Annotated in this window: 26 protein-coding genes and 2 pseudogenes; 13 read left to right on the top strand and 15 right to left on the bottom strand. The window is 62.8% G+C overall.

Annotation, left to right across the window (positions count from 1 at the left end):
* Positions 1-32: 32 nt before the first annotated feature.
* Positions 33-239: a hypothetical protein gene (locus J5251_RS11435; protein WP_208574044.1), complete on the top strand. Its 207-nt coding sequence runs from the start codon at positions 33-35 to the stop codon at positions 237-239.
* 434 nt (positions 240-673) lie between these two features.
* On the opposite strand, the gene J5251_RS11430 is transcribed toward J5251_RS11435, so the two are convergent.
* Together J5251_RS11430 and J5251_RS11425 are read right to left on the bottom strand one after the other, a co-directional pair.
* Complete coding sequence (locus tag J5251_RS11430) at positions 674-1,711, bottom strand: alpha/beta fold hydrolase (RefSeq protein WP_208574043.1); 1,038 nt, start codon at positions 1,709-1,711, stop codon at positions 674-676.
* A 269-nt stretch (positions 1,712-1,980) separates the two neighbouring features.
* Entirely contained in the window at positions 1,981-3,267 is a 1,287-nt protein-coding gene (locus tag J5251_RS11425) for a glycosyltransferase (protein WP_208574042.1), read from the bottom strand.
* Positions 3,268-4,049: 782 nt separating this feature from the next.
* Between J5251_RS11425 and J5251_RS11420 the strand changes: the two genes are divergently transcribed.
* Positions 4,050-4,553, top strand: coding sequence for a hypothetical protein (locus tag J5251_RS11420; RefSeq protein ID WP_208574041.1), 504 nt, complete (start codon positions 4,050-4,052; stop codon positions 4,551-4,553).
* 191 nt (positions 4,554-4,744) lie between these two features.
* Here the strand turns inward: J5251_RS11420 and J5251_RS20670 are convergent.
* A pseudogene (locus J5251_RS20670) lies at positions 4,745-5,078 on the bottom strand (hypothetical protein); the annotation flags it as partial.
* Between the two features lie 117 nt (positions 5,079-5,195).
* Between J5251_RS20670 and J5251_RS20665 the strand changes: the two are divergent.
* Together J5251_RS20665 and J5251_RS11410 are read left to right on the top strand one after the other, a co-directional pair.
* Positions 5,196-5,333, top strand: coding sequence for a PGPGW domain-containing protein (locus J5251_RS20665; RefSeq protein ID WP_208574040.1), 138 nt, complete (start codon positions 5,196-5,198; stop codon positions 5,331-5,333).
* 59 nt (positions 5,334-5,392) lie between these two features.
* Complete coding sequence (locus J5251_RS11410; RefSeq protein ID WP_208574039.1) at positions 5,393-5,542, top strand: hypothetical protein; 150 nt, start codon at positions 5,393-5,395, stop codon at positions 5,540-5,542.
* Between the two features lie 134 nt (positions 5,543-5,676).
* Here the strand turns inward: J5251_RS11410 and J5251_RS11405 are convergent, their stop codons facing one another.
* A complete protein-coding gene (locus J5251_RS11405) occupies positions 5,677-5,874 on the bottom strand; it encodes a hypothetical protein (protein ID WP_139006232.1) in 198 nt (65 codons plus the stop codon).
* Between the two features lie 293 nt (positions 5,875-6,167).
* Positions 6,168-9,740, bottom strand: coding sequence for a transcription-repair coupling factor (gene mfd, locus J5251_RS11400; RefSeq protein ID WP_208574038.1), 3,573 nt, complete (start codon positions 9,738-9,740; stop codon positions 6,168-6,170).
* 493 nt (positions 9,741-10,233) lie between these two features.
* Between mfd and J5251_RS11395 the strand changes: the two genes are divergently transcribed.
* Positions 10,234-10,644 (top strand): hypothetical protein, encoded by a 411-nt coding sequence (locus J5251_RS11395; protein WP_139006234.1) that lies wholly within the window; start codon positions 10,234-10,236, stop codon positions 10,642-10,644.
* A 32-nt stretch (positions 10,645-10,676) separates the two neighbouring features.
* On the top strand, positions 10,677-11,123 hold the full coding sequence (locus tag J5251_RS11390; protein WP_208574037.1) for a DUF5956 family protein: 447 nt from the start codon (positions 10,677-10,679) through the stop codon (positions 11,121-11,123).
* Between the two features lie 689 nt (positions 11,124-11,812).
* Here the strand turns inward: J5251_RS11390 and J5251_RS11385 are convergent.
* Positions 11,813-12,034 (bottom strand): hypothetical protein, encoded by a 222-nt coding sequence (locus J5251_RS11385; protein WP_208574036.1) that lies wholly within the window; start codon positions 12,032-12,034, stop codon positions 11,813-11,815.
* 427 nt (positions 12,035-12,461) lie between these two features.
* Between J5251_RS11385 and J5251_RS11380 the strand changes: the two genes are divergently transcribed.
* From J5251_RS11380 to J5251_RS11360, 5 genes are all read left to right on the top strand, one after another.
* Complete coding sequence (locus tag J5251_RS11380) at positions 12,462-13,472, top strand: NAD(P)-dependent alcohol dehydrogenase (RefSeq protein ID WP_208574035.1); 1,011 nt, start codon at positions 12,462-12,464, stop codon at positions 13,470-13,472.
* A 62-nt stretch (positions 13,473-13,534) separates the two neighbouring features.
* Positions 13,535-14,623, top strand: a complete 1,089-nt coding sequence (locus J5251_RS11375) for an ABC transporter substrate-binding protein (RefSeq protein ID WP_205676835.1) — start codon at positions 13,535-13,537, stop codon at positions 14,621-14,623.
* A 17-nt stretch (positions 14,624-14,640) separates the two neighbouring features.
* Complete coding sequence (locus J5251_RS11370) at positions 14,641-15,597, top strand: ATP-binding cassette domain-containing protein (RefSeq protein WP_432264398.1); 957 nt, start codon at positions 14,641-14,643, stop codon at positions 15,595-15,597.
* Positions 15,594-16,850, top strand: a complete 1,257-nt coding sequence (locus J5251_RS11365; RefSeq protein ID WP_208574034.1) for a sugar ABC transporter permease — start codon at positions 15,594-15,596, stop codon at positions 16,848-16,850. The genes J5251_RS11370 and J5251_RS11365 overlap by 4 nt, the downstream gene beginning before the upstream one ends.
* A 20-nt stretch (positions 16,851-16,870) precedes the next feature.
* Complete coding sequence (locus tag J5251_RS11360) at positions 16,871-18,355, top strand: FGGY-family carbohydrate kinase (protein ID WP_208576143.1); 1,485 nt, start codon at positions 16,871-16,873, stop codon at positions 18,353-18,355.
* 56 nt (positions 18,356-18,411) lie between these two features.
* On the opposite strand, the gene J5251_RS11355 is transcribed toward J5251_RS11360, so the two are convergent.
* The gene (locus tag J5251_RS11355) at positions 18,412-19,440 is read right to left on the bottom strand and encodes a DUF808 domain-containing protein (RefSeq protein ID WP_208574033.1); all 1,029 of its coding nucleotides are present in this window, start codon (positions 19,438-19,440) and stop codon (positions 18,412-18,414) included.
* A gap of 159 nt (positions 19,441-19,599) precedes the next feature.
* Positions 19,600-20,256 (bottom strand): superoxide dismutase family protein, encoded by a 657-nt coding sequence (locus J5251_RS11350; protein ID WP_244250636.1) that lies wholly within the window; start codon positions 20,254-20,256, stop codon positions 19,600-19,602.
* Between the two features lie 278 nt (positions 20,257-20,534).
* Here J5251_RS11350 and J5251_RS11345 point away from each other — a divergent pair, with 278 nt between their 5' ends.
* Positions 20,535-20,966 (top strand): YybH family protein, encoded by a 432-nt coding sequence (locus tag J5251_RS11345; protein ID WP_208574032.1) that lies wholly within the window; start codon positions 20,535-20,537, stop codon positions 20,964-20,966.
* An 8-nt stretch (positions 20,967-20,974) separates the two neighbouring features.
* Here the strand turns inward: J5251_RS11345 and J5251_RS11340 are convergent, their stop codons facing one another.
* The 4 genes from J5251_RS11340 to J5251_RS11325 all read right to left on the bottom strand — a co-directional run bounded on the left by J5251_RS11340 (position 20,975) and on the right by J5251_RS11325 (position 23,329).
* The gene (locus J5251_RS11340) at positions 20,975-21,271 is read right to left on the bottom strand and encodes a hypothetical protein (protein ID WP_208574031.1); all 297 of its coding nucleotides are present in this window, start codon (positions 21,269-21,271) and stop codon (positions 20,975-20,977) included.
* A 130-nt stretch (positions 21,272-21,401) separates the two neighbouring features.
* Positions 21,402-22,283, bottom strand: coding sequence for a serine/threonine-protein kinase (locus tag J5251_RS11335; protein WP_244250635.1), 882 nt, complete (start codon positions 22,281-22,283; stop codon positions 21,402-21,404).
* Complete coding sequence (locus J5251_RS11330; protein WP_208574030.1) at positions 22,280-22,729, bottom strand: hypothetical protein; 450 nt, start codon at positions 22,727-22,729, stop codon at positions 22,280-22,282. Before J5251_RS11330 ends, J5251_RS11335 begins: the two co-directional genes overlap by 4 nt.
* Positions 22,730-22,819: 90 nt before the next feature.
* Complete coding sequence (locus J5251_RS11325; RefSeq protein ID WP_208574029.1) at positions 22,820-23,329, bottom strand: MarR family winged helix-turn-helix transcriptional regulator; 510 nt, start codon at positions 23,327-23,329, stop codon at positions 22,820-22,822.
* 192 nt (positions 23,330-23,521) lie between these two features.
* On the opposite strand from J5251_RS11325, the gene J5251_RS11320 reads away from it, so the two are divergent.
* Positions 23,522-25,018 carry a PAS domain-containing sensor histidine kinase gene (locus J5251_RS11320; protein ID WP_208574028.1) on the top strand — a complete coding sequence of 499 codons (1,497 nt, stop codon included), beginning with the start codon at positions 23,522-23,524 and terminating at the stop codon, positions 25,016-25,018.
* A gap of 19 nt (positions 25,019-25,037) precedes the next feature.
* Here the strand turns inward: J5251_RS11320 and J5251_RS11315 are convergent, their stop codons facing one another.
* From J5251_RS11315 to J5251_RS20510, 3 genes and pseudogenes are all read right to left on the bottom strand, one after another.
* Positions 25,038-25,679 (bottom strand): PepSY domain-containing protein, encoded by a 642-nt coding sequence (locus J5251_RS11315; RefSeq protein ID WP_208574027.1) that lies wholly within the window; start codon positions 25,677-25,679, stop codon positions 25,038-25,040.
* Between the two features lie 81 nt (positions 25,680-25,760).
* A complete protein-coding gene (locus J5251_RS20515; protein WP_279633590.1) occupies positions 25,761-25,877 on the bottom strand; it encodes an SDR family oxidoreductase in 117 nt (38 codons plus the stop codon).
* Between the two features lie 110 nt (positions 25,878-25,987).
* A pseudogene (locus J5251_RS20510) lies at positions 25,988-26,152 on the bottom strand (SDR family NAD(P)-dependent oxidoreductase); the annotation flags it as partial.
* Positions 26,153-26,832 lie beyond the last annotated feature (680 nt).

The following is a 26,832-nucleotide window of genomic DNA, read 5'->3' as shown; positions in this document are numbered from 1 at the left end:
TCCGTTTGACCACCTTGCTTCGAATACAAGGCATGACCGCAACACCAGCCATCCGTGTTGGCATCGCCGATTCCATGGAATTGGCCTTGGCACGTCGTTCTGCCGCGGAGACGCTCACAGACCTTGCGCGGGCCTGGCGCGATCCCATACCGGAGGCCGTGGTGGCCGCGGCAAGGAGACACTTAGCTGTGGCCGAAAACTGGGCTAAGCTCCGCTATGAAGCGCCTGAAGCAGAGTAGCTTCAAACTGTCTTCGCCCGGCAGCCTGTTATACCTAATCCTTAAATCGTCACTTCCTGCCAAGTGCATAACAGCCCGCTGCGCGGATTGGACATCCAAACCACCAATGGATCCACCGCAGGACGGCCTGAAGCGGACGACAGGGTGAGCTCCACCTACAGCCAGCAGATCAATCCTGCCTCCATCAGCCCGGGCAGACCGGGGCTCCGCTAACCGTCTCTCCCCCCTCCGGCCGCGGGACGGCAACCTTCTGGGTCTGGGCAACAACGGCTACACGGTCGACTTCATCCGGCAGAACAGGACGGTGAATGTCGGATCGATCAACCTGCGGTGGAACTACGACAAGTCCCGCCGAACGGCCCCGTTCAACGCCACTATGAGCGTCGACACGGTCAAAGTCGGCGGCAACCTGCCTACGATTGTCATTGTGACCTTCACGCAGGATCGCCAGCGGCGGCAACGGCCTTCGAAACGTCACCAACCCGGCCATGGTCTGGAACTGCAGCACGGCGGTCAACAACCTGCCCTCCACCATCGCTGTCAATGGAACTGGAGCTTTGTGCCTCTGCTTCTAAAGTGAAAGGTTGCCCGTAACGTTCGGCCATTAATCGAGTTACCTCTGCTTCCTTGTCGGCAGCGCCAAGGCCATGAACGGCTGGTGTAGAAGCGTCGTTGCCGACCTGACGCCAGAAGGCATCCACTCGGGCGTTCCACTTTTCACAGGCTTCTTGAAAGGGTTGGTGCCCTTCTTCCGACATGACTTCAAACCGCGCACCGCGGATCCTGCCGGCGACTTCGCGTCCGAGCTTCGGTCTAGTGACTCTGTCGGCACCGCCCGCCAGTACCAGCGTGGGCGCAGTGATCATATGAAGTCGATCCGCGGCGTCACGATTGGCGATGGCTTCGAGGAAAGTCAACATCTCAGCTGCCCCATGCTTGTGGGGAAAATTGAGTACGTCGCCAATGATCCGTTCCACGGTGCCGTCATTGTGCGCCCTCGCCGTATAGAGATATAAGTAAAGCGCTTCTAGAAATTCCCGCTCGCCCGGGGCCGTCTCAACCATCCAGCGTACACACCGGTCAAAAGTCCGCAGACAAATGTCAGGTACAAGCCACGTACTCTGCAGAATGAGACTGCGGACCAACTCCGGGTGCCGGATGGCCAGCTCCTGGGCGATGATGCTGCCCTCGGAAAAACCTGCAACGTGAGCAATTGGAATGCCCAGCGTACGGAGCAATCTTGCGGTGTCATCGGCCAGCATTTCCACGGTTAGCTTGCCGCCCAGCATCGCTGTCCTGCCTCCGCCGGGGCTATCGAATGCGGTTAGTCGGTAGCGGTCGGTCAACCGGTCCAGCTGGAACCGCCAGGACTCAACGGTGTCCCCTAAACCACCGATCAAGAGCACGTCCGGCCCTGTGCCGACCTGCTCGGTCCAGATCTTGTGGCTTCCAACCTGCACATGCTCGCCCATCATTTCCATCCTCTAGCCTAGGACAGGCGTTCCATTTTGAACGCTGACATTACCTACCCACAGGCACGCAGAGACGTACCCAGATTCGTGTTGCCGTTGATACGAATATGGCATCAGAATTACGACAGAGGATGACTGGTATTGGGCACCAGCTACCCTTTCCTGACGTGCTGTAGCAGCTCGCCACACAGATTCCCGGTCGCCCATTGGCCGGAACTTTCTCGTCCCGGTACTTGTCGACGTGTCCCACTTCGAACGGCGGACAGAAGTTAGGTCTGACCCGTGACCCTCCTTGAGGAATGCTTGGACGCGCGCATCAAACGCTTGGGACTGCTTTGAATACCCTGATAGTAGCCTTCGTTTGCGATACCCTCCGGATTAACAGCCGGTGTATCAGGGGCGCCAACTGCTCTTGCCGGTAGGCCGGGAGAGCTTGCAGAGACTCTGGCCCCAGCGACAGTCTGCAGCGGTTCAGCCGTTCTGTCTGAAGTCGGTGTATCCGCCCGGCCCTTCTCGTAATCGTGCAGGCCTTTGCTTAGGCCAAGCGGAAACAGCACGAGTTCCACGATCAGTGCCTTCCATGCGTAGGTGAAGTTCACTGCTTTGACCACATAGAGCGCCGGTATGCACATAAGTACATGCCAGAACGAGATTTTTCGACGTATGGAAGCGTAGATTAATGGCGGCATTAGAAGCGCGAACTCCGCACCGAAGAACCAAGCACCGGCGACAATTGGCGTCCACTGGAACACGAAGAGCCATATCAACGGCATAACATACCACAATGGAACAGTCAATATCTCCCAGACTGCGAGAAAAACCCACAACGCGAGCATGCGCTTTTTCTGCAAAAGTTCCCTACTGTGAATTCGGACGTTCTGGAAAAAGCCTGCCATCCATCGCCACACCTGCTTGCGCAAATACTTCATCGTGTCAGGGTCTGCAGCGTAAGCCACAGCATCGCCTACATACACCGCCCGTTTCCCGGCGATCTGTTGGCTCCAGGTGTAGTCCATATCCTCCACTATCGTCCGCTCGGGGAAGCCTCCGAAGTCGACTAAATCCTTGCGTCGGAATGCTGAATCGCATCCCGAGCAAACAACAGGAGAGTTCGCGGCGTTTTGGATAGGCCGATGCCAGTGAAAGCCAAACATGTACTCGATTGTGCGGCCGCGCTCGGTCATTGTGCGGGAGTTTTTGGTCAAGACGCAGCCTGCAGCGATGACCACTTCCGGATCAGCAAACGGTTCCTTGATGAGCGATACATAGTCAGGTGCAAGCACAGTATCTGCATCAACGGGCAGGACCAGGTCGGTCTTGCAGAAGGGGAGAGCGAAGTTTTGTGCGCGAGCCTTACTGCCAAGGTTTTGCGGCGGTGTCACCACAGTCACGCCATATGCCAAAGAGATCTCACGCGTTCGATCAGTGGATGCATCATTAGCCACGATAATTTCGTCAAAAGGTTCGGACTGATTCAACAATGCTTCTAATGTTTCGCCGATACCTTCCTCTTCGTTGTAGGCAGGAACGATCGCAGTAATTGTTGGGCCGCTCATGATATTCCGCGCCCTAGCCGGTGTTGCACGTTGGCTGCATGTTTAGCTCGGTGTGATTGGATACCCTTGATCGCTAGGGCGATAAGGCCTACCAAAGCGTAAATGGGCGTGCTGATATTGAGAGCTGGGATGTTCATTGTCTTTCCTTAGCCTGTCCGAATTTGCCCCTGAACGGCTGAGCCCCGGCACTCCCACAATGCGATTGTCATTGCAGGAGGAAGTCCAGCGATCACTGACAATCGGAAGCGGATTGGATGTTTCCGTTGCTGGAATCCGGGCCAATTGTCAGTGATAGTGCTGCAGTTCCAAAAAGGTATGGCAAATCGGAAGCGAAACATAGTGCTTTGAAAAAGGCGTCGTTGTGAGATCCGGTTTATGACGTAAGCCTGGCGCGACACGCCGCGAAGGACACGCGGAGTTAAACGAAGTAAAATACTTTCTTCAAATACCTTCTGCGGCGCAATATCGGCTGACGTATCGATTCATCCATTGCGCCGGGCTCATTGTTACGGGGATCTTATCGAAATGGTCAAAGCGCTACGCCTCTAAGCGCGTAATGGTCCGAAGCGCAATCCAAGAGACGCCAACCAAAGACGTTGGTAGATCCCAAATGTTGCCGGCCAGCCGCTTCTATTGGTTGCTTTAGTCCCCTATCAGCGCACTGACCTGCAGCACAAGGTTTTCGAAAGGTCGAGAAACTTACAGTGTCCGCGGTCGCCGATTCAAAGGTTTTCCTAGGCGGCTTCCGATAGGGGCAAGAACCAAACTGCAAGGAGCTCAAAATGAAACACTGGCTTATCCCCACTGCCGTGGTTGCAGGTCTCATCGCAACTGCGAGCCCAGTGTCTGCTGCCAATGGCGTAGCACCCATCAATGTCGGGGGAAGTGGCGACCTCGACGGCTTCTGCGACTTCGAGGTCGATTTCACGCTCACTGGAAAGTCCAAGGTGATTGAGACAGGCAACGAAAGAAGGATCATCACCTCCCCCGGTCAGAAGATCACCCTTACTGCAAACGGCAAGACCTTTACTTCTGTCATCACCGGGGTTCGCTTCGAACGCGACGTCGTTGTTAACGGTGAAACCATCATTGAAACGGAAGTGCGGGGACGCAACATCCTGACCAATCCTCTGCCCACACCAGAGAGCCCTGGGTCCGCGAGGCCCGGATTGTTCCTTGTGGTGGGCAACTTCAACTTTGCCGTCGATGAAGACGGCAACGAGGTGCGCGTATTTAATGCCGATGGCCCAGGCAAGGTTACGGACGTGTGCGCCGCCCTCTCATAAGGAGCTGTCACAGCACCTGTTCATTCGGTTCGCCATGGCGTGTGGCGGTCCTCCCGTACTGGTGACCGCCACATCCACGGCGCTTGGTCACCGGTTTAGGATCCGTGGCGCCGAAGTCCCGGCCGCCCGGGCCGATAATGATCCGGCAGGCGCTGACGCCGTACTAGTAAAGCGTGCCGTCGAGGTCTCCATCAAGGATCCGAACCGTCTTCGAAGCGCTGCCCTTTGACAACCGCGTCGATGACGCCTTGGGCCCATTCGAGGACTGCCTGGTCGGAGAGGTCGCGGCCGCCGATGCGGGAGGTTCGGGCTCGGGGATGAGGATGAAGTCGAGGTTCGGTTTGACCTGATAACCGGGGTACATGCGGTTCAGGCACATGGTCTTGGACTCGGCAGGGAGGGAGGCGAACTTGATGAAGCTGCCCTGCGGGTCACTTCAGTCAGGCCGGCCTCGCGGGCACCAACCCTGAAGCGCGCCACCGCGATGAGGTTCTGCGCGGGCAGCGGCGGTTCGCCGGAGCGGTTCGTTCTACGGACTCACCGAACGGGGCTGGCGTGCGACGACGAACTTATGCCGAGGAGGAGCGGCGCCGTTCCGCCTTGACTGTGGCAACAGGCACGGAAGTGCTGGGCTAGATCCTCATGGCGTTGGGAATCGCCGGTCTCGTGCTGCCGGGGCCGGGACTGTTCACCATCGCGGGCGGCCTGGCTGTGTTGTCACGGCACTATCCTTGGGCTACGCATCTGCTCGAACGGGTCAGATTCCGGGGCCTGAAGTAAGCGGGAAAGAAGGGTGCAAACATGGCCCGCGCATCGCTGCCAGCACTTTCAGCGGACTCATGGCGGTTGTTGCAGTGATTAACTGGATCGTCCAGCGGACCAGCCCGGGGCTGGTCGACATCCGGCGAGCAGTGGTTATCGCCAGTAGGATGGGCGTCGGACTGACCATGGTGGCCTCCGGGCTGATGGTGTTGCTCCTGCTTCTTTAATGCTTCGCAGGTTCCGTCGACCTCGACCGCACTCATATCTCGGCTAAGGCACCCTGGACCATGGGCCCGCTCACCGACCGGCTGACGCCGACCAGTAGAGGCGCACCGTCGAGACCATCCGTCGCGACGCCGCGTCAGCCAGCGAGGAGGTTTGACGACGCATTGTTGGCCAAACCAACGGTGAAGACCTGGGGCCCGCTCCGGATGACCCGTACCTGGTCCTTGGAGACGTTTGCCTTCAGCGCAACCTGGGCCACAGCAGCGTCCAAGGCCTCGATTGTGGTTGAACGGTCCCAAAGCTTGAGGGTCATGGAGTGCGATTCAAAGTTCATGCGACGTTGCTTTCTTTGATTGGTTTACCGCCTCCTCGCTGAGGCAGCGGCACCCACTCTATCCGGTTTGAGTCACTCCCCTACCTAAATTTCGTGTTCATGACCTTGACTGTGTCCGCGGCCGCTCCCTGAATTGTAGTGACGACGGGTGACCGGCACTTCCACCGACCATCCGCCGTACCCGTGGGACGAGACGATGATGATCATCGAGTTCAGCTGGACCGGCCAAACAGTTGAAGAAAGTCGTGCGGCCGCTGTCATGCGCGGTTTCACTCCTCCCCCACGCCGAAGCGCTACCCCTTGAACACGGCGTCGATGACTCCTTGGGCCCATTCGAGGACGGCCTGGTCGGCGAGGTCGCGGCCGCCGATGCGGGAGGTTTTCGGCTTGGGGATGAGGATGAAGTCGAGGTTGGGTTTGACCTGCGAGCCGGGGTACATGCGGTTCAGGCGCATGGTCTTGGACTCGGGCAGGGAGGCCGGGGCGAACTTGATGAAGTTGCCCTGCAGCGCCACGTCGGTCAGGCCGACCTCGCGGGCACCCACACGGAACCGTGCCACGGCAACGAGGTTCTGCACGGGCAGGGGCGGTTCGCCGTAGCGGTCGGTCAATTCCTCGACCACCTCGTCGATCCCCTCAAGCGTCGTGGCTGACGCAAGCTTTCGGTAAGCCTCGAGGCGCAGCCGCTCCCCCGGGACGTAGTCGTGCGGGAGGTGGGCATTGACGGGCAGTTCGATCTTCATCTCGGCGGCCTTCTCTTCGGCTTCACCGCGGTAGTCCGCCACGGCCTCGCCGACCAGCCTGATGTACAGGTCGAACCCGACGCCCTGGATGTGCCCGGACTGTTCGCCGCCGAGCAGGTTGCCGGCGCCGCGGATCTCGAGGTCCTTCAGAGCCAACTGCATGCCGGCGCCCAGCTCGTTATGCGAGGCCACGGCCTTGAGCCGTTCCAGTGCCACCTCGCCCAGCGGCTTCTCCGCCGGGTAGAGGAAGTAGGCGTAGGCCCGCTCGCGGCCACGGCCAACGCGGCCGCGCAGCTGGTGCAGCTGGGACAGGCCGTAGTTGTCCGCCCGGTCCACGATCAAGGTGTTGGCGTTGGAGATGTCCAGGCCGGTTTCGATGATGGTGGTGCAGACCAGCACGTCGAAGCGCTTCTCCCAGAAGTCCACGATGATCTGCTCGAGCTTGGATTCGCTCATCCGTCCGTGCGCCACTTCCACCCGGGCCTCGGGGACCAGCTCGCGGATGTGCGCGGCCGTCGCGTCGATCGAGGAGACGCGGTTGTGCACGAAGAACACCTGGCCCTCGCGCATTAGCTCGCGCCGGATCGCCGCGGAGGCCTGCTTGTCCGTGTACGGGCCCACGTACGTCAGGACCGGGTGCCGCTCTTCCGGCGGCGTGGCCAAGGTAGAAGTCTCGCGGATCCCGGTCAGCGACATCTCCAAGGTACGCGGAATCGGCGTCGCACTCATGGCTAGGACGTCCACATTGGTGCGCATCTTTTTCAGCGCCTCCTTGTGCTCCACGCCGAAGCGCTGCTCCTCGTCCACGATGACCAGGCCGAGATCCTTGAAGTCCACTTCTTTGGAGAGCAGCCGGTGCGTGCCGATGACCACGTCCACGGCGCCGTTCTTCACGCCCTCGATGGTCTCCTTGGATTCCTTGGCGGTCTGGAAGCGGGAGAGCGCCTTGACCCGGATGGGGAAGCCGCTGAACCGCTCGGAGAAGGTCTCGTAGTGCTGCTGCGAGAGCAGGGTGGTGGGCACCAGCAGCGCCACCTGCTTGCCGTCCTGGACCGCCTTGAATGCGGCGCGCACGGCGATCTCGGTCTTGCCGTAGCCCACGTCGCCGGAGACCAGGCGGTCCATGGGAATCTCGCGCTCCATGTCCTTCTTGACCTCGTTGATGGTGGTCAGCTGGTCCGGCGTCTCGATGTATGGGAACGCCTCCTCCAGCTCGCGCTGCCACGGGGTGTCCGGGGCGAAGGCGTGCCCGCGCGAGGCCATCCGCGCCGAGTACAGCCGGATGAGCTCGCCGGCGATCTCCTTGACCGCCTTGCGCGCTTTATTCTTGGTGTTCGCCCAGTCCGAGCCGCCCATCTTGGACAGCGCGGGGGCGTCTCCACCGACGTACCGGGTGACCTGGTCCAGCTGGTCCGTGGGCACAAACAGCCGGTCTCCCGGCGCCCCGCGCTTGGACGGCGCGTACTCCAGCACCAGGTATTCGCGCATCGTCTTGGTCGGTCCGGCCCCTGAGGAGCGCTGCAGCAGCTCCACGAACTTGCCCACGCCGTGCTGCTCGTGCACCACAAAGTCACCCGCGGTCAGCTGCAGAGGATCGACGGCGTTGCGGCGCTTCGAGGGCATCTTGCGCATGTCGCGGGTGCCGGCGGCGGAAGTCCGGCCCAGCAGGTCCGCCTCGGTGAGCAGGCCGAGTTTCAACCCATCGAAGACGAATCCCTTGCCCGCACTCGCCGTCGTAATTTCGATGATGCCCGGAGTCGGGCCGTCCTCGAGGGAGTCGACGCGGGTGGCGGGGATGTCATTGTCGTGGAAGAGTTCGGCGAGGCGCTGCGCGGGGCCGGGACCTTCGGTTGCGACGACGACGCGCCACTGGTCGCGGACGCGGCCGCCGATGAACTCCATCATTTCCGCCACGTCGCCCTGGTAGCCGCGGGGTTCGCGCGCGCTGACGGTCAGCGAGTCCACGTCCAGCACGGTTTCATCGTCCGGGTTGAAGGAGGTGATGGACCACCAGGAGACCTTGCGGTCCAGCGCGGTGGTGCGGGTGTCCGCCAAGGAGCGGAAGCTCGCCTCGTCCAGGTCCCCCTGCAGCGCCAGGTCCAACGGCGCGTCGCCGCCGTCGGACGCGGTGGCCCACGCCGCGGCGAGGAACTCCGCGTTGGTCGCTTCCAGGTCGTGGGCGCGGGCGCGCACCTTTTCCGGCTCAATCACGACGGCGAGGGAACCTTCCGGCAGCTCGCCGAGGAACGGGACCATGGCGTCCACCAGCACCGGGGCCAGCGACTCCATGCCCTCAACCGCAATGCCGCCGGCAATCTTCTCCAGCATGTCTGCCGCGGCCGGCATCTGGGACTTCAGCTTCGCCGCCCGGCTCATCACATCCGGGGTGATCAGCAGCTCGCGGCACGGCGGGGCGTACAGCGCGCTAGGGTGCTTGACGTTCTCGCCCGAGAGGCTGCGCTGGTCCGCCACCGCGAACCAGCGCATCTGGTCCACCTCGTCGCCGAAGAAATCGATGCGCACCGGATGGTCCTCGGTGGGCGGGAAGACATCGAGGATGCCGCCTCGCACCGCGAACTCGCCGCGGTGCGTGACCATGTCCACGCGCGCGTAGGCAGCATCGGCCAGCTGCCGGACCACGGATTCGAAGGACACTTCGTCCCCCACCTTGAGAGACACGGGCTTCAGCTCGCCCAGGCCCTTGACCAGCGGCTGCAGCACCGCGCGAACCGGTGCGATGACCACACGGAGCGGGCTGGCGGCGTCGTCGTACTTGAGCCGGCGCAGCACGGACAGGCGCCGGCCCACCGTGTCCGAGCGCGGGGAAAGCCGCTCGTGCGGGAGCGTCTCCCAGCTGGGGAACTCCTCGATGGACTCAGCCGGCAGGTAGCAGCGCAGCGCCGTGGCCAGATCCTCGGTCTCGCGCCCGGTGGCGGTGACCGCGAGAACGACGCCGGATTCCTGCCCCTCGACCATCTCCGCCAGCAGCGCGGCACGCAGGCCGGGAGGCGCGCCGATCTGCAGATCCTCGCTGCGCTCCCCCGCCGGCCGGGACGCGTAGAGCCGTACCCGCTCGAAGGACTTGTCTTCAGCGAGGGCAGTCCGCAGTCCGTTCAGGCTCATGGTCTTTCATCCTTACTCTTCCCCGGCAGGGCACAACACAAGTACCCGAAGTTCAGCAGAACTCCGGGGTCACGGGTAAGAGTTTACCGCCAACGACTGACGTTCAGAGCCGAGAGCCTGGACAGGGAATCAACAGCCTGAGTTTTGCCGGAATGCGGGCAGGCTCTTTCCCAGCGCTGCCCGCATCCCGTTTCAGCGCATTTCTGCGGAGACAGCTGCGAATGGTCCAGGCAAGGGGCGTCAGGACTGTGCCTCTGTAGGAATGCGCTGTCAGACAGTATTTGGCCAAGACCTCAAGGACAGCGCCTGCGCCACCTCAGGATTTACTCAAAATTCGGAGGTCAGCCCGCGCCGGTGACCTGATCCGGCTCAGCAGTTCGAATTTCTTGGCGTCGGGCTCTCCACCTCCGGCGGGACTACCGTTATGCTCGGTCGTGGGGCCGCTTCCGCCGGCGCCCGGCCGTAGCTACGAATGCTAAGGGGATTCCGGATTATGCGCGAAAAAGATGTATGGAACCGGGCGCTGGACTACGACTATGAGGGTCCGCGGGCCGAAGGTGACCGGGCACTATATGACTTGCTGATGCTGGACAACGTCGCCCAGAACGGTGGCCTGCTGCATGGGATCCAGGTTCTCGATGAGGATGAGCTCGCCAACGCCGTAGCGGGCTACCGCTGGTTCGGGCTCGATGCCCTCGCCGACGGCATCGTGTCGATCGCCGCTGAGGCAGCAGACATCGACGTCGATGACCCTGATAGCCTGGACGCGCAAAGCGAGCTGGAGGAGCGCGCGGACGACCTTTTCTTCGGCGAGCAAGGCAGCGACCTCCTGGGCCGGGCGTTCAACAAGAAGCTGGCCGATCAGCCGGACGCCTTCGCTGACCCGGCTCCTGTCAGCCGGTAGCTCCAGCCAGCTGAAGGGCTCCGGTTTCCGCGATGAGTCCAACAAACTGGGACGAGGTTCCCGACGGCGCCCGCAGCGGCGAATGGGCGGAGGTACCCGAAACCGGCTGGGGCATGCTCGCCGCCTGGGCAGCCGGCACCGAAAACGTCTGTAAGCTGCCTGCCGATGACACCGGGCGGGAAGTACGGGTCACGATTGAAACCGGCGGCGTCACCGAAACCCGGATGGCACCGTTCACGGTGCAAGACAGGCGGACCATTGACGAGAGTGTGGAGGACTATCTCCGGGACGCCGGCGTACCAGCACCGCCTCCCGGCTTCGTGTGGCTGATGCGGCTGCCGCCCGGCATCTCCTCGGAAGAGGCCCTGTCACACGAGATCAACCGAGGCATCACGGCGGCCGCCCCTGGAGCCGTGAGCCCGGCCGACATCGCATCGATCATGGTGCGGATCGTCGATGTGCTCTATGGGAGGGACTGAAGCCGGGGCATCCCCAGTATTGAGGACTAGGGTCCCCTAACACTGGTCAATCGGCTATGACAGGTACACACTGATTCCAGTGACAGCGTCCTCCGTTGGGGGCGGCCAGTCATCAGGCCGGGTGGCAACACCGGGAAACAGCGGCACTATGGAATGGCTTGAAGTGAGTTGGCTTGGGGAGGCCTGACTTCAGGCCATTTCGCCTTTTCGGGCCAAGCCCAGACAAGCTCTTCGGGAACGCTCCGAAGCCCGTCTGCCCACGGACAAAGCGCCCGTCGGCGGGGAGAACCGGTGGGTTCTCCTGCCTGAAAATTAGCCATTGTGTAGCGGTTTTTTGGCGCTTATCCTGATGCTAAGGGCAGGAGCTCGACATGGAAATTACCCTTTACGTCATCGTCCTCGTACTCGCCTTCACCCCTTTTGTGGTGGTGATGCTCGGCCCCAATTTGAGGGAAGACAAACCCGTTGCGAGGCGCCATCGGTCCGCTTCCAGCATGGCGGCTTCCCACCGGGCCAGGGCGAAAATGCTCCCGGAAGGGGTAGGGCTGCCACTCCCCCTGCCGCCGTCGGGTGCCGGCGGCAGAGCCAGCGCGCCAACGCGGGTGCGGCCATCCCGGCGGACTATACGGCCCAAGTTCCACCGACGTCCAAGAGGTCACGCCCCCGGAACATGATGAACGGGCTTCGGATCAGTACTGGCCGTCGTAGCTGTCCCGGAGACCTTGTGCTGTGAACTTCCAGCCCTCAACAAGTTCTGTCAGATCGTTCTCCGGAGTCGATTTGCCGAACTCATATGCCAGTTCAATTTCGGACTGCATGTAGACGGCCATGTCGTCGGCATAGGAGATCAGCGCCCGGATCTTCTCCGGCTCCAGTTTGGGCGGTTCCGGAGGGGGCGGCATCTCAATCATGCAACATCCTGTCAGCTGCCTTCCCGTAATAGCAGGTGTCGAGCCGGAGCCTGCGGGTTGGGAAACGTAGGCTCCGGCTCGACCGGCCGTCCCTTCGGGGGAAATCGTCGCTGTTGGGACGGATATACCTAGTGTCCAATCCATTCACCAGACCGGTAAGCCCCGGACGAGTCATCTGCACCCCTAGTTTTCGGGACCGCTGTGTCCGGCTGTTGCCTCCGGTACCGTCTCTTCATCGTTGAGCACGACCCTCACCGTGTGCAGGAGAGCAGAGGCTCGTCGGCGCCGCTATTCCCAGCGAAACTCCCACCTGCGATTTCATAGCCGTAGCGCCTCTGCCGGGGTTAGCATATGCCTGTGCATGTGCATTGAATCACACAAGCATGCGGAACCGTTTCACCCAGTGACTGCTTCAAAGGAGTCGTAGATGGGCAATGCCGCCGCCGTGATGACGGGCTTGAACAGCATCGAGATTCAGGAACGCCCGACGCCGGAGCCTGCTCCCGGTCAGGCCGTAATCCGAGTGGAAGCCGTCGGGGTCTGCGGCTCCGACGTCGCCTATTACCGTTACGGAAAGATCGGCCCGTTTGTCGTCGATGGCCCGTTCATCCTGGGCCACGAGGTTTCCGGCGAGGTGGTGGCCGTCGGCGAAGGAGTCGACAATGTTCGTGTTGGCGACCGGGTGGCCGTCGAGCCGGGCACGCCGGACCGCAGCTGCGAAGAATGCCGGGCGGGACGCTACCACCTCTGCCCCAACCTGGAGTTCCTGGCCACCCCGCCTTACGACGGCGCACTGCTGCAGTACCTGGCCATGGACGCCCGCTGCTACTTCCCGATCCCCGATTCGATGAGCTACGAGGACGGCGCGCTGATCGAGCCGCTGTCCGTGGGGCTGTGGGGCTGCCAGCGGTCGAATCTTCAGGCGGGCGACGACGTGCTGATTACCGGCGCCGGGCCGGTTGGGCTGCTGGCCGCCGAAGCTGCGCGGGCCCTCGGCGCGGGCAGCGTCACGTTGACGGACATTTCCGATTACCGGCTCGGCGTCGCCGCCGACCATGGGTTCACGGTGGAGAAAAGCGACGCGTCGTCCTCGCGGACCTTCGACGTTCTGCTGGAATGCTCGGGCGCCAATGGCGTCCTTGCCTCCGCGCTTGGCCGCTTGCATGAGGCCGGCCGGGCAGCTGTCATCGGCATCGCCAAGACCGAAGAGGTGCCGCTGCCTCTGTCCATCCTCAATTGGAAAGAAATCACCATCTCCATGGTGAACCGGTACAAGAACACCTGGCCGCTGGGCATTGCCTTGGTTTCGTCCGGCCGTATCAACTTGGAGGGGCTGGTAACGCACAGCTTTTCGCTGTCGCAAACCGCAGCCGCACTGGACAACACGTCCACTGAACCCGAATCGCTCAAGGCGATGATCTACCCCCAGCGGCTCTGACCGCGGGACCCGAAAACGCAACCAGCCGCGACGGGGCACACCACCAGTACAGAGGAGCACCGATGAAGAAGCACACACGGGGAATCCTGGGCGTCACCACTGCCCTGTTTCTGGCAGCCGGCATGACTGCCTGCGGTGGCGGTGGCGGCGGCGAAGGCGGCGGAGGGGGGAATGGCGGCGAGGCCGGGGGCAAAATCGCCTTCCTGATGCCGGACCGGGCCTCCACACGCTATGAGCAGCAGGACAGCCCGCTGTTCAAGGCGAAGGTAGAAGAACTCTGCGGCGGTTGCGAGGTGCTCTACCAAAACGCGGACGGAGACGCGAACAAGCAACAGCAGCAGGCCAACGCCATGATCACCCAGGGCGTCAAGGTCCTGGTCCTCGACCCGGTTGACAGCACCGCTGCCGCCTCGCTGGTCAACACCGCGAAGGGCCAGGGCATCAAAGTCATCACGTACGACCGGCCTGTCCCGGATACGCCCGCCGACTTCTACGTTTCGTTCGACAATAAGAAGATCGGTTCCCTCATCGCCGAGGACCTGGTCAAGAAGCTGGACGCCGATGGCAAGGAGACCGGCGGGGTACTGATGGTTAACGGCTCGCCGACAGACCGGGCCGCACAGCTGATCAAGGAAGGCGCGAAGGAAGCCATCGATGCCAGTGAGCATCCGGTGCTGGCCTCTTATGACACACCCGAGTGGCAGCCGTCCAAGGCCCAGGACTGGGTGGCCGGCCAGATCACCCAGTTCGGCGAGGAGATCACCGGCGTCGTGGCCGCCAATGATGGCACCGCCGGTGGCGCCATCGCGGCGCTCAAGGCCGCGGGCGTCTCGCCGTTCCCGCCGGTCACCGGCAACGACGCGGAGGTAGCGGCGATCCAGCGGATCATTAGCGGCGACCAGTACAACACCATCTCCAAGCCGATCAAGATCGTCGCGGAGAAGTCGGCCGAGGTCGCGGTCCAGTTGCTGAACGGCGAAACGCCTGAACCTGACGCCACACTCTTCGACACCCCGTCGGCGTTGTTCGTGCCAACGGTGGTCACCAAGGAGAACGTCAAGGAAGTGATTTTCGACGGCGGCATCTACGAGGCGTCGGAAGTCTGCACTGGCGAATATAAGAAGGGCTGCGACGAGCTCGGCATTGAGTAGCCCAGGAAGGGGAAGCAGTGTCCACTGTGTCAGCGGAACGGCCGGAGGCAACCGCTCCGGTGCTGTCCATGCGGGGCGTCAGCAAGCACTTCGGTGCTGTCGCAGCCTTGACCGACATCGATCTGGACGTCCATGCCGGCGAAGTCGTCGCCCTGGTCGGTGACAACGGCGCCGGGAAGTCGACTCTGGTCAAGATTCTCGCGGGCGTGCATCCGCAGGACACCGGAACCGTGAACTTTGACGGCAAGGACGTCACCATCCACACGCCGGTGGATTCCATTCAGCTGGGCATTGCCACCGTGTTCCAGGACCTCGCCCTCTGCGACAACCTCACCGTTGTCGACAACCTCTTCCTTGGCCGGGAGCTGGGACCGTGGCGGCTGAACGAAGTGGAGATGGAAGTCCAGTCCTGGAAGCTGCTGCGCCAGCTGTCGGCCAAGATCCCTTCGGTCCGTATCGCCGTCGCTTCGCTGTCCGGCGGCCAGCGGCAGACCGTCGCCATCGCCCGGTCACTGCTCGGCAGCCCCAAGCTCATCATCCTCGACGAGCCCACGGCTGCCCTCGGCGTTGCGCAGACAGCCGAGGTCCTGAATCTGGTGGAGCGGCTGCGCGAAAACGGCCTCGCGGTAATCATGATCAGCCACAACATGCAGGACGTTAAAGCGGTCTCCGACCGTGTTGCGGTGCTGCGGCTGGGGAAGAACAACGGCACGTTCCGGATGAAGGACGTGTCCACCGACGAACTGATCGCTGCCATCACCGGCGCCACCGACAACGTCGTGACCCAGCGCGCCGCTCAAACCGGCGCCGCAGCCGCCGCAAGCGCGGAAGGGACGGCAGGAACGGAAGGAACGGTGGGCGGGGCTGACCGGCTGGACGGACCAGGCGGAGGTTCGCTGCCGCCCGGCCAAGCCCCCGGCAGCGCCGGGCAACAGGGGTCCAGGTCAGCACCGGAAGAAGGAGCCGCACCATGACAACGAATCCAACCAGCCCGGTCGTCCCGGTAGCCACCGACCTGCAGGATGAACGGCTGATCCGGACGGAGGGCTTCAAGGGCGCCGTCAAGGTCGGGATCAACCGGGTCCGGGGCGGCGACTTGGGCGTGCTGCCCATTGTCGTCGGACTGCTGGTTATCTGGAGCATTTTTCAGATGCTCAACCCCTTCTTCCTCTCCAGTGCCAACCTGGTCAACCTGCTGCTGGAAAGCGCCGCCGTCGGAGTCATCGCACTGGGCATCGTCTGCGTCCTGCTGGTCGGCGAGATCGACCTGTCCGTCGGCTCCGTCAGCGGCCTCTCGGCGGCGATCGTCGGCGTCACCTTCATCAAGCAGGACTGGCCGATAGGGCTGGCGATCCTCACGGCGATGGCCGCCGGCGCTGCCATCGGCCTGGTCTATTCGCTGGTGTACACCAGGTTCGGGGTGCCGTCCTTCGTGATCACGCTGGCTGGCCTCCTCGGTTTCCTCGGCCTGCAGCTGTTTGTGCTCGGCGTCGAGGGCACCATCAACCTGCCGTTCGATTCCTTCCTGGTCTGGTTCGGCCAGCAGGCGTTTGTGCCGGGATGGCTGTCGTACGTGCTGGCGGTGCTCGGCGTGGCAGGCTTCTTCCTCAGCCAGCTCACGCTTTCCCGCCAGCGGGTCAAGGCAGGCTTGTCCGGGCGGCCGATGCGGCTGGTGGTGATTCAGACGGTCCTGCTGGCCGTGATCCTGCTTTTCGCGGTGTGGTATCTGAACCAGGCCCGCGGTGTCGGCTGGATGTTCGTCTTCTTCGCCGCCCTGGTGCTGGTGATGCACTACGCCTTCACCCGGACCCGGTGGGGCCGCTCCGTGTACGCCGTCGGCGGGAACCGGGAAGCGGCGCGGCGGGCCGGCATCAGCGTCAACCGCATCTACGTGTCCATCTTCGTCCTGTGTTCGACGTTCGCGGCCGTCGGCGGCATGCTGGCTGCCGGCCGGCTGGCGGCTTCGGCGCAGAGCAGCGGCACCGGCGACGTGAACCTGAACGCCATCGCCGCCGCGGTGATCGGCGGAACCAGCCTGTTCGGCGGCCGCGGCTCCGCGTTCTCCGCCCTCCTGGGCATCCTGGTGATCCAGTCCATCTCCAGCGGCCTCACGCTGCTCAACCTTGAATCCTCGTTCCGTTACATGATCACCGGGCTGGTGCTGCTCCTTGCCGTGATCCTCGACGCCGTGTCACGTAAGTCCCGCACCTCGCACGGCCGCGCCTAGTGGCCGGCCGTTTGAGTGACATGTTTCTGGGCATCGACATCGGCACAGGCAGCAGCAAGGCGGTACTGGCGGACGCCGGGGGCCAGGTTGTGGACAGCGCAACGGTCACGCATGACGTCGACTACCCGCGGCCCGGGTGGGCCGAGTTCGACGCCGAGCGCGGGGCGTGGGCGGAGGTGGTCCGTCTGTGCCGGGAGCTTCTTTCCAGGAACGACGCCGGGGCTGTCGCCGGCATGTGCGTCAGCGCGATGGGTCCCAGCCTGGTCGTGACGGACGAATACCTGACCCCGCTGCGCCCGGCGATCCTGTATGGAATTGACGCAAGGGCCGTCGTCGAAATCCGCGAGCTTACGGAGGAGTTCGGTGCCGAGGCGATCTTCCGCGATGCCGGGAAGGTTCTGTCGTCGCAGGCTGTGGGACCGAAGCTCCGATGGCTGCGCAACCGGGAACCGGAGGTCTTCACCCGTGCCCGGAACTGGCATAGCCTGAACTCCTTCATCCTGGCTAAGCTCACCGGAGAGCTGGTTTTGGACCACCACACTGCAAGCCAGTGCGATCCGCTGTACGACCTCCGTGCGAACCGGTGGCATCCGGAGCGGTACGACGCCGTCGCCGGCCACCTGCCGCAACCCCGGCTGGCCTGGCCAGCCGAAGTAGGCGGCCGCGTGCACCGCCAGGCGGCCGAGGCGACCGGGTTGCCGGAAGGACTTCCGGTCTGTGCAGGCACGGTTGATGCCTGGGCCGAGGCGTTCAGCGCGGGCGTCCGGCAACCCGGCGACCTCATGCTGATGTACGGCTCCACGATGTTCTTCGTCCAGGTCCTCGGGCAGTTCCGCGCCGAACCCAAACTCTGGACCACGGCCGGCGTGGACCCGGGGTCTTTGACGCTGGCCGCGGGGATGTCAACGTCCGGAAGCCTGACCACCTGGCTGCAGCGGCTTTTCGGCGACGTCCCCTTCGAGCAGCTCGTCACGGAGGCCGCCGCGGTGCAGCCCGGGTCCGACGGGCTTCTGCTGCTGCCCTACTTTGCCGGTGAACGTACGCCTGTTTTCGATCCCGACGCCCGCGGCCTGATCACCGGACTGTCGCTGCGCCACACTCGCGGCCATCTGTTCCGTGCCGCGTACGAGGGCATCGGCTTCGGCATCCGGCAGATCCTGGAGTACCTCGAGAGCGCCGGCGAACCGATCCGGCGCGTCGCAGCCGTCGGCGGGGGCACCAAGGCCAGACTCTGGACGGAGATCGTCAGCAACATCACCGGACGCGAACAGCTGGTCCCGGAACAGACCATCGGTGCCAGCTACGGGGACGCGCTGCTTGCCGCCATCGGAACCGGGGCCGTGCCTGCCGGGACCGACTGGGCCAGGACGGCGGCGAGGGTGAAGCCCGATCCGGCAACTGCCCCGCTCTACGAAAAGCTGTACGCCACCTACGGGCTCCTGTACCCGTCGAACCGGGAGCACATGCACGTGCTCGCCGCCCTGCAGGAACCGGCGGACGGGTAGGCGGTCAGAACTGCCAACAGCGCTGGTCCCAGTCCGGCCGGGCTGTGTTCCGCGTGTTACTTGCCGCCGTCTCCTGCGGCGTCGCGTTCGTGTGGCCGGTAGCCGGCGACAGCGGCGCGGATGTCTCCCTCTTCGTGCCCGCCCTTCTTCTTGCCGAACGGCAGCAACTTCATCAACGGGTGCACGATGGCCATCACGATGAGGCCCCACGCGAGTCCGAGGACGGCCGAGCAGAGGGTGTTCACGAGCCAAGCCAGGAAGCCGCCAACCACCGCGATCCCGGCGAACGGGTGCTCGAGGACGTGGACCAAGTCGTACGGGGCGTGCCAGCCGAGGTCGTACGCACCCTGGAGCATGATGTGCCCGCCGACCCAGAGCATGGCGATCGTCCCGATGAAGGTGATCGCGGCCAACACGGTCGGCATGCCCTTGACGAGCAGGTTGCCAATGCGTTTCGAGCCAGCGGAATCCTTGGTGGTCAGGTGCAGGCCGATGTCGTCCATTTTGACGATAAGCCCGACGGCGCCGTACACAAGCACCGTGATCGCGATCGCCACGACCACCAGGATGAACGCCCGGACCCACAGGGATTGGTCGGCCACCTCGTTCATCGAGATGACCATGATCTCGCAGGACAGGATGAAGTCGGTAGTGATCGCGCCCTTGGTGACCTTGGCTTCCGCCTCCGGGCCCTGTTCGACCGCCGGCGCGTGTTCGGCCTCGTGGTGGCCGCGGACCTTGTGCCAGACCTTCTCGGCTCCCTCGTAGCAGAGGTAGGTGCCGCCCAGCATCAGGATGAACGGGATGGCCCCGGGGATGAAAGCACTGATGAGCAGCAGCGCCGGCAGGATGATCAACAGCTTGTTCCGAAGCGATCCCCAGAAGATCCGCTTGATCATCGGCAGTTCGCGGGACGGGTCTGCTCCGGACACGTACTGCGGGGTAACGGCGGCGTCGTCGATGACGACGCCAGCGGCCTTGGTCCCGGCCCTGGCGGCACCGGCCGCAACGTCATCCACTGAGGCTGCCGCTATGCGGGCCAGGGCTGCGACGTCGTCCAGCAGGGCGACGAGCCCGCCGCTCACAGCACACCCCCGCACTGCACGACGGCGCACTGCTGGGCGAGGGGGACACGGTTGAGACACCTGATCAGCATGCTTTGAGTATATGACGACGGTGAAGCGCGCTGGCCGGTTCCTCGGTATTCCCGCCGTCGGAGACGCAGGCTACGTTCGTGCTGGGAGCTAGCGGATGGTGATACAGGCCAGGCGGTCTCCGGCCTCCCCTGCCTCACCTTCCTGCATGCCGGTGTGCGTCGCGTGGATGACCACAGACCGGCCTTCACCCTCGCGGAACTGCCAGTCAACGGTGCTTTCGACGTCGGCGTTCCCTTGGGCATCGGTGGTGAAATCCAGCCATATTTCGTTCTTGGGGTTTGCATACGCCGGATCCGTCGACGCTACGACGTCCTCACCTTGTGTCGCAGGATCCTGCTGATCCTGATAGTGCGGGCCGGCATCATCCGGATCGGATCCGCACGCCGCGACGTGGACATGCGAGCCGTACTCCGATTCCGGTTCAAACCCCTTTACTGACAGGCTCACCGTCGTTTTGCCGCCGTCGTCATTGACCTTGGCCTCGGCCGAACTGCCCTCGGGTACGCGCTCGTCATAGGTGACGGCGGTGGCACCCTCGGCGTAGGGAGCGAACTCGCCGGAACCTAGCTCGCCCGTAGGTTCCGGTACTTGGCTTTCGGTGGCTGGTGTTGGGTTGCCCGTCACCTCTTCCGTGGGCCCAGGAGCCGGTTCGTCCCCGGCGCCCTCCGGCGCGCCGACGCAAGCGGTCAGGCTCAGGACAAGGGCGGCGAGGGTGGTCGGAACAATAGTGTGCAGCGGTTTCACGATGCAATCCTCCGTGCCGTGGAATGGGCTGATGTAGGTTGGACGAGCTACAGCGAGGGTTCGTTTTTTCAGGGTGGCATGGCGGCTAACGAAGTGCCAGAGAGAACAGCGTTTTGGCAGACTTCAAAGAGTGGGTTCCAGTTGCGCGGCGCCACCCGCTTCATTGGTTGAGGACGTGGTCCTTGAACGGTGGACACAACTCCTGGGCGGTGCCACGATGTATCCACGCTTCAGCCGGCTCAGGTGAATTCGGATTGAAGCCGGAGGCTGGAGGATAAATGACTGGATCCGATTTTGATGCCGCCGTGGAGCAGTACCACCAAGCGGTAAATGCGATCGTCACGGGAGATGCCTCCCCTCAGAAGCAGGTTTGGTCAGGACAGAGTGACGTCACCTTGGCCAACCCGTTCGGCCCGCCCATTCGAGGGTGGAGCGAAGTCGAAAGGGTGATTGGTCGAGCAGCTTCCCACCTCAGGGGCGGCGAACCCAACCGCTTCGAGCGGATCTCCGGGCATGTCGGTACGGATATGGCTTACATCGTGGAGATCGAACGGACCCGGGTGAAGGTAGGCCAGTCGGATGAGCTGTCGCCCGTATCGCTTCGGGTGACGACGATATTCCGGCTAGAGGAAGGTCAGTGGAAGGTTGTTCACCGGCATGCAGATCCGATAACTTCTCCACAGCCAGTTGAGTCCATCATCGACCAGTAGGTTCCTGCTCACCACGCCACGGTCGTATTCTCAACAACCTCGACGATTCTGGTTTCGGGCGTTCCCAAAAGTGCCGGGGCAACTGGGCCTGAAGTCCAAACCTCTTCCTCAAGCCTGGCCAGGAACATCACAGCCGCTTCCTGCGTCTCGAAGTCCAACTCGATCATGACGTAGTCGTCACCTATGGGCCGATAAATCCTAAAGGCACGAACGCCGGATCCGGCGCGGTCGAGCGGGTCGCTGTCGAAAGCCTGCCGCCACATTGAAAAGTCCCGAACCTGATGCTCTATTTGCAGGGTATACATGGGATCATTCCCTTCTCCTCGGCATTGCTGCCGCCCAAGGCCGCGAGGGTACCTAGTGATCCCTATTCTCCGCCGTCCTGCTAGCTCAGACCAGACTTGAGCGCGCTGTTCCGCCCACCATCAGGAAACGTCAGCGGTTGATCCTGTGGAGCATTCGGAGCGCCTGGCGGGCGGTGGGTCTCTCAGCTGGCCGCAGGTCCGTCATGGCCTGCAGCAGTCCTGTCCATCTGCGTCCAAGGGAGTAAGGTATCCGGGGTTTCCTGAGTGTACGCGCGACCATCGTCTCCACTGGGGTTCCCGGGAAGGGTTTTGCGCCTGTCAGGCACTCGAGGGCGACGAGACCCAGGGCGTAGATATCGCTTGCTGCGGTAGCTTCGGTGCCGTGGACCTCCTCGGGACTCAGGTAGTGGGCGGTGCCGGAGAGGGAGGCCAGCGGTGCATACCGTCTGCTGGTCGCGATGCCGAAGTCGGTCAGTTTGGCAAGGGCACCGCTGCACTCGTTCCCGAGCGACGGGATCAGGATGTTCGCAGGTTTGATGTCGTTGTGGACGATGCCCTTGCGGTGGACATATGAAAGCGCGTGCAGAAGGGAGCCCATCCACGCTGCCGTGACAGCAGGATCTGCGGGACCTTTTTGCAGCACCTGCCGAAGGTTCCGGCCTTCCACGTACTCCATCACCATGAACGTACGGTCGGTGGCGCCGGCAGGCGCACCGATACGGCCGTAGTCGGTCATGGGCACGATTGCCCAATGGTCCAGCCGCCGATGGATGCTGACTTCGCGACGAAACCGCTCGCCTGAATGCGCGGCGTCAGAGCGGAAAATCTTGACGGCAACGGTGGATCCGGTGTGCGTGTCCAGGGCCTTGCGAACCACTGCTTCAGACCCATAGCCCAAAACCGGTCCCAACCGGTAGCGCCGCCCGGCAAGGTACGAGTTTTCCCACGCTGCCGCGTCCGGTGCCGGCTTGAGCGCCTCCTCAATGCCGGCGGTGATGGCGGGAGCGGTCACTTCAGTACGTCTTCAAGCTCGGATTCTGTCATGTCGGCCGCCATGCACAGCGCGGTCATGTCCGCGCCGGCTGCGGCAGCGTTCCGGATAGCCTGAACGAGCGTTAACTGCGCCGCGTCGAGTTCCCACTGCAAGCTTTCCTGCTTGGCTGCTGCCAGACGGACCAGGCCCAGCGTGTCAGCCGCTCGGTCCGGGACGGCGTCCATCTTGAAGCCGCAATCGCAGATCCACTTCCGGCAGCCGGCAACTGTTGCTGCCCAGGGCAGGAATTCCGTCGGCGCATCGTCCGCCAACACCATCGGCGCACCGCAATGCAAAGGGGCCGGCGGTACAGCCGCCACGTCGCTCATCCAAGGAAACGGGTCGTCTCCCTGCAAAGAAAACGCGCCGCCACGCAAGGCGTCTTTCCATCCGATGGCGTCGGGGGCATCAACTACTTGCGTCACAGCACACTCCTCAGACTACTGATAATTCGGATAAAAAGTATCTCGCCTGACTAGTTATATGACGGTTTAGCGGTTAAGTCCACACAGCGTTCAATCCTGACTGGAGGGATCGATGGCATCCACCGTGCCGCGCATACGCTCTAGGAAGTCCGCCACCGTTTTGGTCTCTTCCGGCGAGAGCGATGAGGCGATCTCAGCCATCCGGCGGTGCGTGAGGTCCATCATTCCCCGCACTTCCTGGCTCGACCCCGGCGCCGGGCGCAGCAGCAGCGCCCTTCGGTCGGAGGGATGGGGCTCGCGGCTGACGCGCCCGCTCTTGACGAGCCGGTCAATGAGCGCCGTCATGGACGCGGAAGTGACACCGAGCTTCTGCCCCAATTCCTTCGGCCCGATCGGCTTCTTCGCTGCATCAGCCTCGATCACATACCGCAGGGCCAGCAAATCCGTTTCGCCCAGATTCATGGACCCGCGCATGCGGCGCCTCATGGCAACTTCAGATGCCCCATAATCACTCAAGGCATTCAGCAGTTCCGACGCCTCCGGCCGCTGCTCCGTCTCGTCCATTTTTTCCAGGCCGTCTTGGGCCGCTTTGTCCTGCATAAAGCTGATCCTTCGATGGGCATATATCTTGGCTGTCTAGCTACCGCTGCAATTATGCCCGAAGAAGGCGATTCTTGTCAGTCGACCCGTAGATGAGGTGACCTCCGAGGGCAATTCATAGCGCAGATGCCTGGGGCAGCCTTGGAGGCTGTATCGGACCGTTCTGTAACGTCTGTGGTAGAACGGTGAGTCATGGATACCGGTGACACGAGCTCGATGATCGGCGGCTGGCTGGACTTCGAAACCCTCTTCAATCAGTCGCCGGTAGGACACATTGTGGCCGCTACCGACGGAACCATCCTCTTGCTGAACGACACGATCGAGAGCTGGACCGGAACGCCCCGGGAAGAACTACTGGGAACCCCTTGCAGCGACTATTTTCCTGAAGGCGGTTACGGCGAGCTGATGACGAGCCTGACAACGGCTGGCCAGGTATCCGGCCTCGTTGTGCAGTTACAGGCTCGAACAGGGCCCAGCCGATCCGTGGTCGTTTCGGCGGTCAGGAAGTCGAGCAATGACGGTCTCCTGGAGCTGGACCACGTTGTCCTATCTGAGCAAACACCCGCAGTCAGCAGCGCCGCCCAGGTCCGGCCCCTGCAGGGCACACCACCCGCAGCCGAAACTAGAGCGGACCAGGAGGACCGCCGGCATGAAGCCCTGCTCCGGGCTGTCCTGAATACCGTTGGCGTCGGGGTCACCGTCATCGATTCCGCGGGCAATCCCCTGCTCCAGAACGCGGAATTCGCTGCCATAGTCCGGCATGCCTCACCCGGCAATAGCGGCACAGCGAAGGAGTCGGACCTGCTGGTCTACGGCCCGGACGGAACGACGCCCATCCCGCCTGAACGGCGGTTCATACCGCGACTATCAGAGGGAGAATCATTCTCTGAGGAACTGATCTGGATAGGCCCGGAGGGCAAACGGCGCGCCATCAGCGTTACCGGCCGCTCCGCCAGGAATGAAGCATTCGAAGGATCCGTGATGGCCTTCGATGATGTCACCCAGCTAGCGACCGCTCTCACAGCGAAGGATGAGTTCGTCGCGACCGTCTCCCATGAGCTACGAACGCCGCTGACCTCCATCATGGGCTACCTCGAGCTTGCCCTTGAGGAGGATCTTGCCCCGCATCTACGCCGTTCCCTCGAAACCGCCATGAGAAACAGCGAACGGCTCCTGCAACTGGTCGCCGACCTGCTCGCTGTAGCGAGCGGGGCGCGAGAGGCAGAAAAGCAGGACGTCGATCTGGCCGTGATGCTCGCCAGCAGGATTAGAGCGATCGAACCGCGCGCGGTTGACCGGAACATCGGCATCATCCAGGACATCACTCCGCAACTCCCGCTCCACGTTGACCCCAAGGGCATGGCGCGGGCGCTGGACAACGTCCTGTCGAACGCGATCAAGTTCTCCAGTCCGGGAGAGCAAGTCAGAGTCCGTGCTATTCAAACGGGTAACGACGTCGTCATCACCGTCGCCGATACCGGCGTCGGCATGTCCCAGGACGAGCAGCGCAAGGTTTTCGATCCGTTTTTCCGTTCGACCACGGCCGTCAAGACAGCCATCCCTGGAGCCGGTCTGGGCCTGAGCATCACCAAGGCAATCATCGAAGCGCACCGCGGCACCATCTCGGTCACCAGCTCACCCGGGCACGGCAGCACCTTCACCGTCACGCTGCCAGGCAGTAGGCAGTAAGAACTCGCCGGCGTCCGGCCTAGCGGATCCGCTCCCCGCTGACGGCGTCGATAATCACCTCGTTGACGCTGCCATCCTCGGCCCTGATTTCCACTTCCCACACGGGCCTGTCGTCCTCATCCTCCAGTGACGCTTCCGACAGGTTCCCATTGATGACCTGATGGGCCGTACTGATCGCCTCGACCAGAGGAACGGCGGCTGATTCGACCGCAAGCCGGTCTTCCTCGTCCGCCGGGCCCTTTTCCCGCTGTTCCAGCACCTCGCTGCCGTCCGCCAGTAGCAGCACCTCGTACTCCAAGCCACCGCTGATGAGCTCGACTTCCCAGCCCAACCGGTCACTGCTGTAGTCAACCTCGATAGCCGCGCTGCCGGCCACCGCCGCTACCGCAGTTGCGACGGCGGCGTCTCCATTCGTATCGCCGGTCGGCGGAGTTCCGGTCACTCCCCCTGTCCCCGGACTCGTTGGCCCGGGGGACGCACTCGCTGCTGCCGGCGACGTAACCGTGGGCTCGGGAGTAGCGCCAGTAGTTTCCGGAGCAACTTGTTCTTGCGTGCCCTCGCCGGTGGTGGCCGGCCCGTCCTCGACAGAGTCGCACCCGGTCATGACGAAGGCCAGGCCCGCAGCAGCGGACAGGATAGGAAGCGATCTGGGCTTTTTCATGGTTTCATTGTCCGTTGCGCCACTCCACCCGTCGAGGGCCCAGTTCGTCGCTATACGTCGGGGCAGGTGCGCCGAGTGCGGCTACAGCCCTCCGGCAACGCTGATGACTGTTCCGGTCACGTAGCTCGCCTCGTCGGACAACGCCCATAGAACCGCGGCGGCAAACTCTTCAGGATTCCCAACCCGGAGAAGCGGCACCCGCGCCGCAATCCGGCCCGGCCGCTCCGGATCCCCGGCAGCGGCGTGAATGGAGGTGTGGTTGTCCCCGGTGAAACGGCGACCACCCGGATTCCCTGCGGACCGAGCTCTTTGCCCAATCCCCTAGTGAAGGTTTCAACGGCAGCTTTCGAGGCTGCATAGGCCAGGTACTCACCGGGAGCACCCGTCGTAGCGGCAACGGATCCAAGATTGACGACGACGCCGGCCGCCCCTCGTTCCAGCCACCGCTGTACTGCGAAGCGGCTGTAGGACATCGTGCCGTGGACGTTGACGTCGAAGATGCGTCGTGCCGGTTTCTGCATCAGAATCGGCGAACAGCCCCAGCGGACCCGTAACGCCGGCGTTGTTCACCAACAGGTCCACCGGCCCGAACTCCATCTCGGCCTGGTCGAAAAGGAACGGATTAGCTGCGTCCTCACCAGCTTGCAGAGCCTGGACGCGATGCCCCTTCGCTGCCAGTTCCAACGCAAAGGCGTGGCGTTCTCTGCATCGCTGCTGTAACTGAAGGACACGGAGTAGCCCCGCGAAACAGCACCCCTGACAACTGCGGCACCATTCCGCGGCTGCCGCCCGTAACTAGCAATGTTTATCCATGTGACAGCGCCGTCCATTGACTAGAGGTGGCTAATCTTGATGCCAGCGTCCGTACCGAAAAGGAGTTCCTACTCCGGGCAACCAGACGGAATCGAAGCCTGAAGCTCCACGAGTCAGGCCTGCTGAATCGTGGAACTACAGTCCCTACTGCCCAGAACCGGAATCGACGCCACTGCGTATGAAATTTTGGACTCCCATGGCACGGGGCCAACCAGGGATAAGCCCACGGACGCTGACCCTCCAAGCAAGATATCCAACAGCCCGCCACTGTAAGTTGTCGTAAACGTGTCCCCGGACGGGCCGGTAGTTGTTGCTCCGGTTGTGCGCGAGAGTTCACTCG

Source organism: Arthrobacter crystallopoietes, assembly GCF_017603825.1.
In the GTDB taxonomy this organism is placed as follows: domain Bacteria; phylum Actinomycetota; class Actinomycetes; order Actinomycetales; family Micrococcaceae; genus Crystallibacter; species Crystallibacter crystallopoietes_B.
Note: the sequence above shows the minus strand (reverse complement) of the source record. Positions and strands in the feature narration are given on the sequence as shown.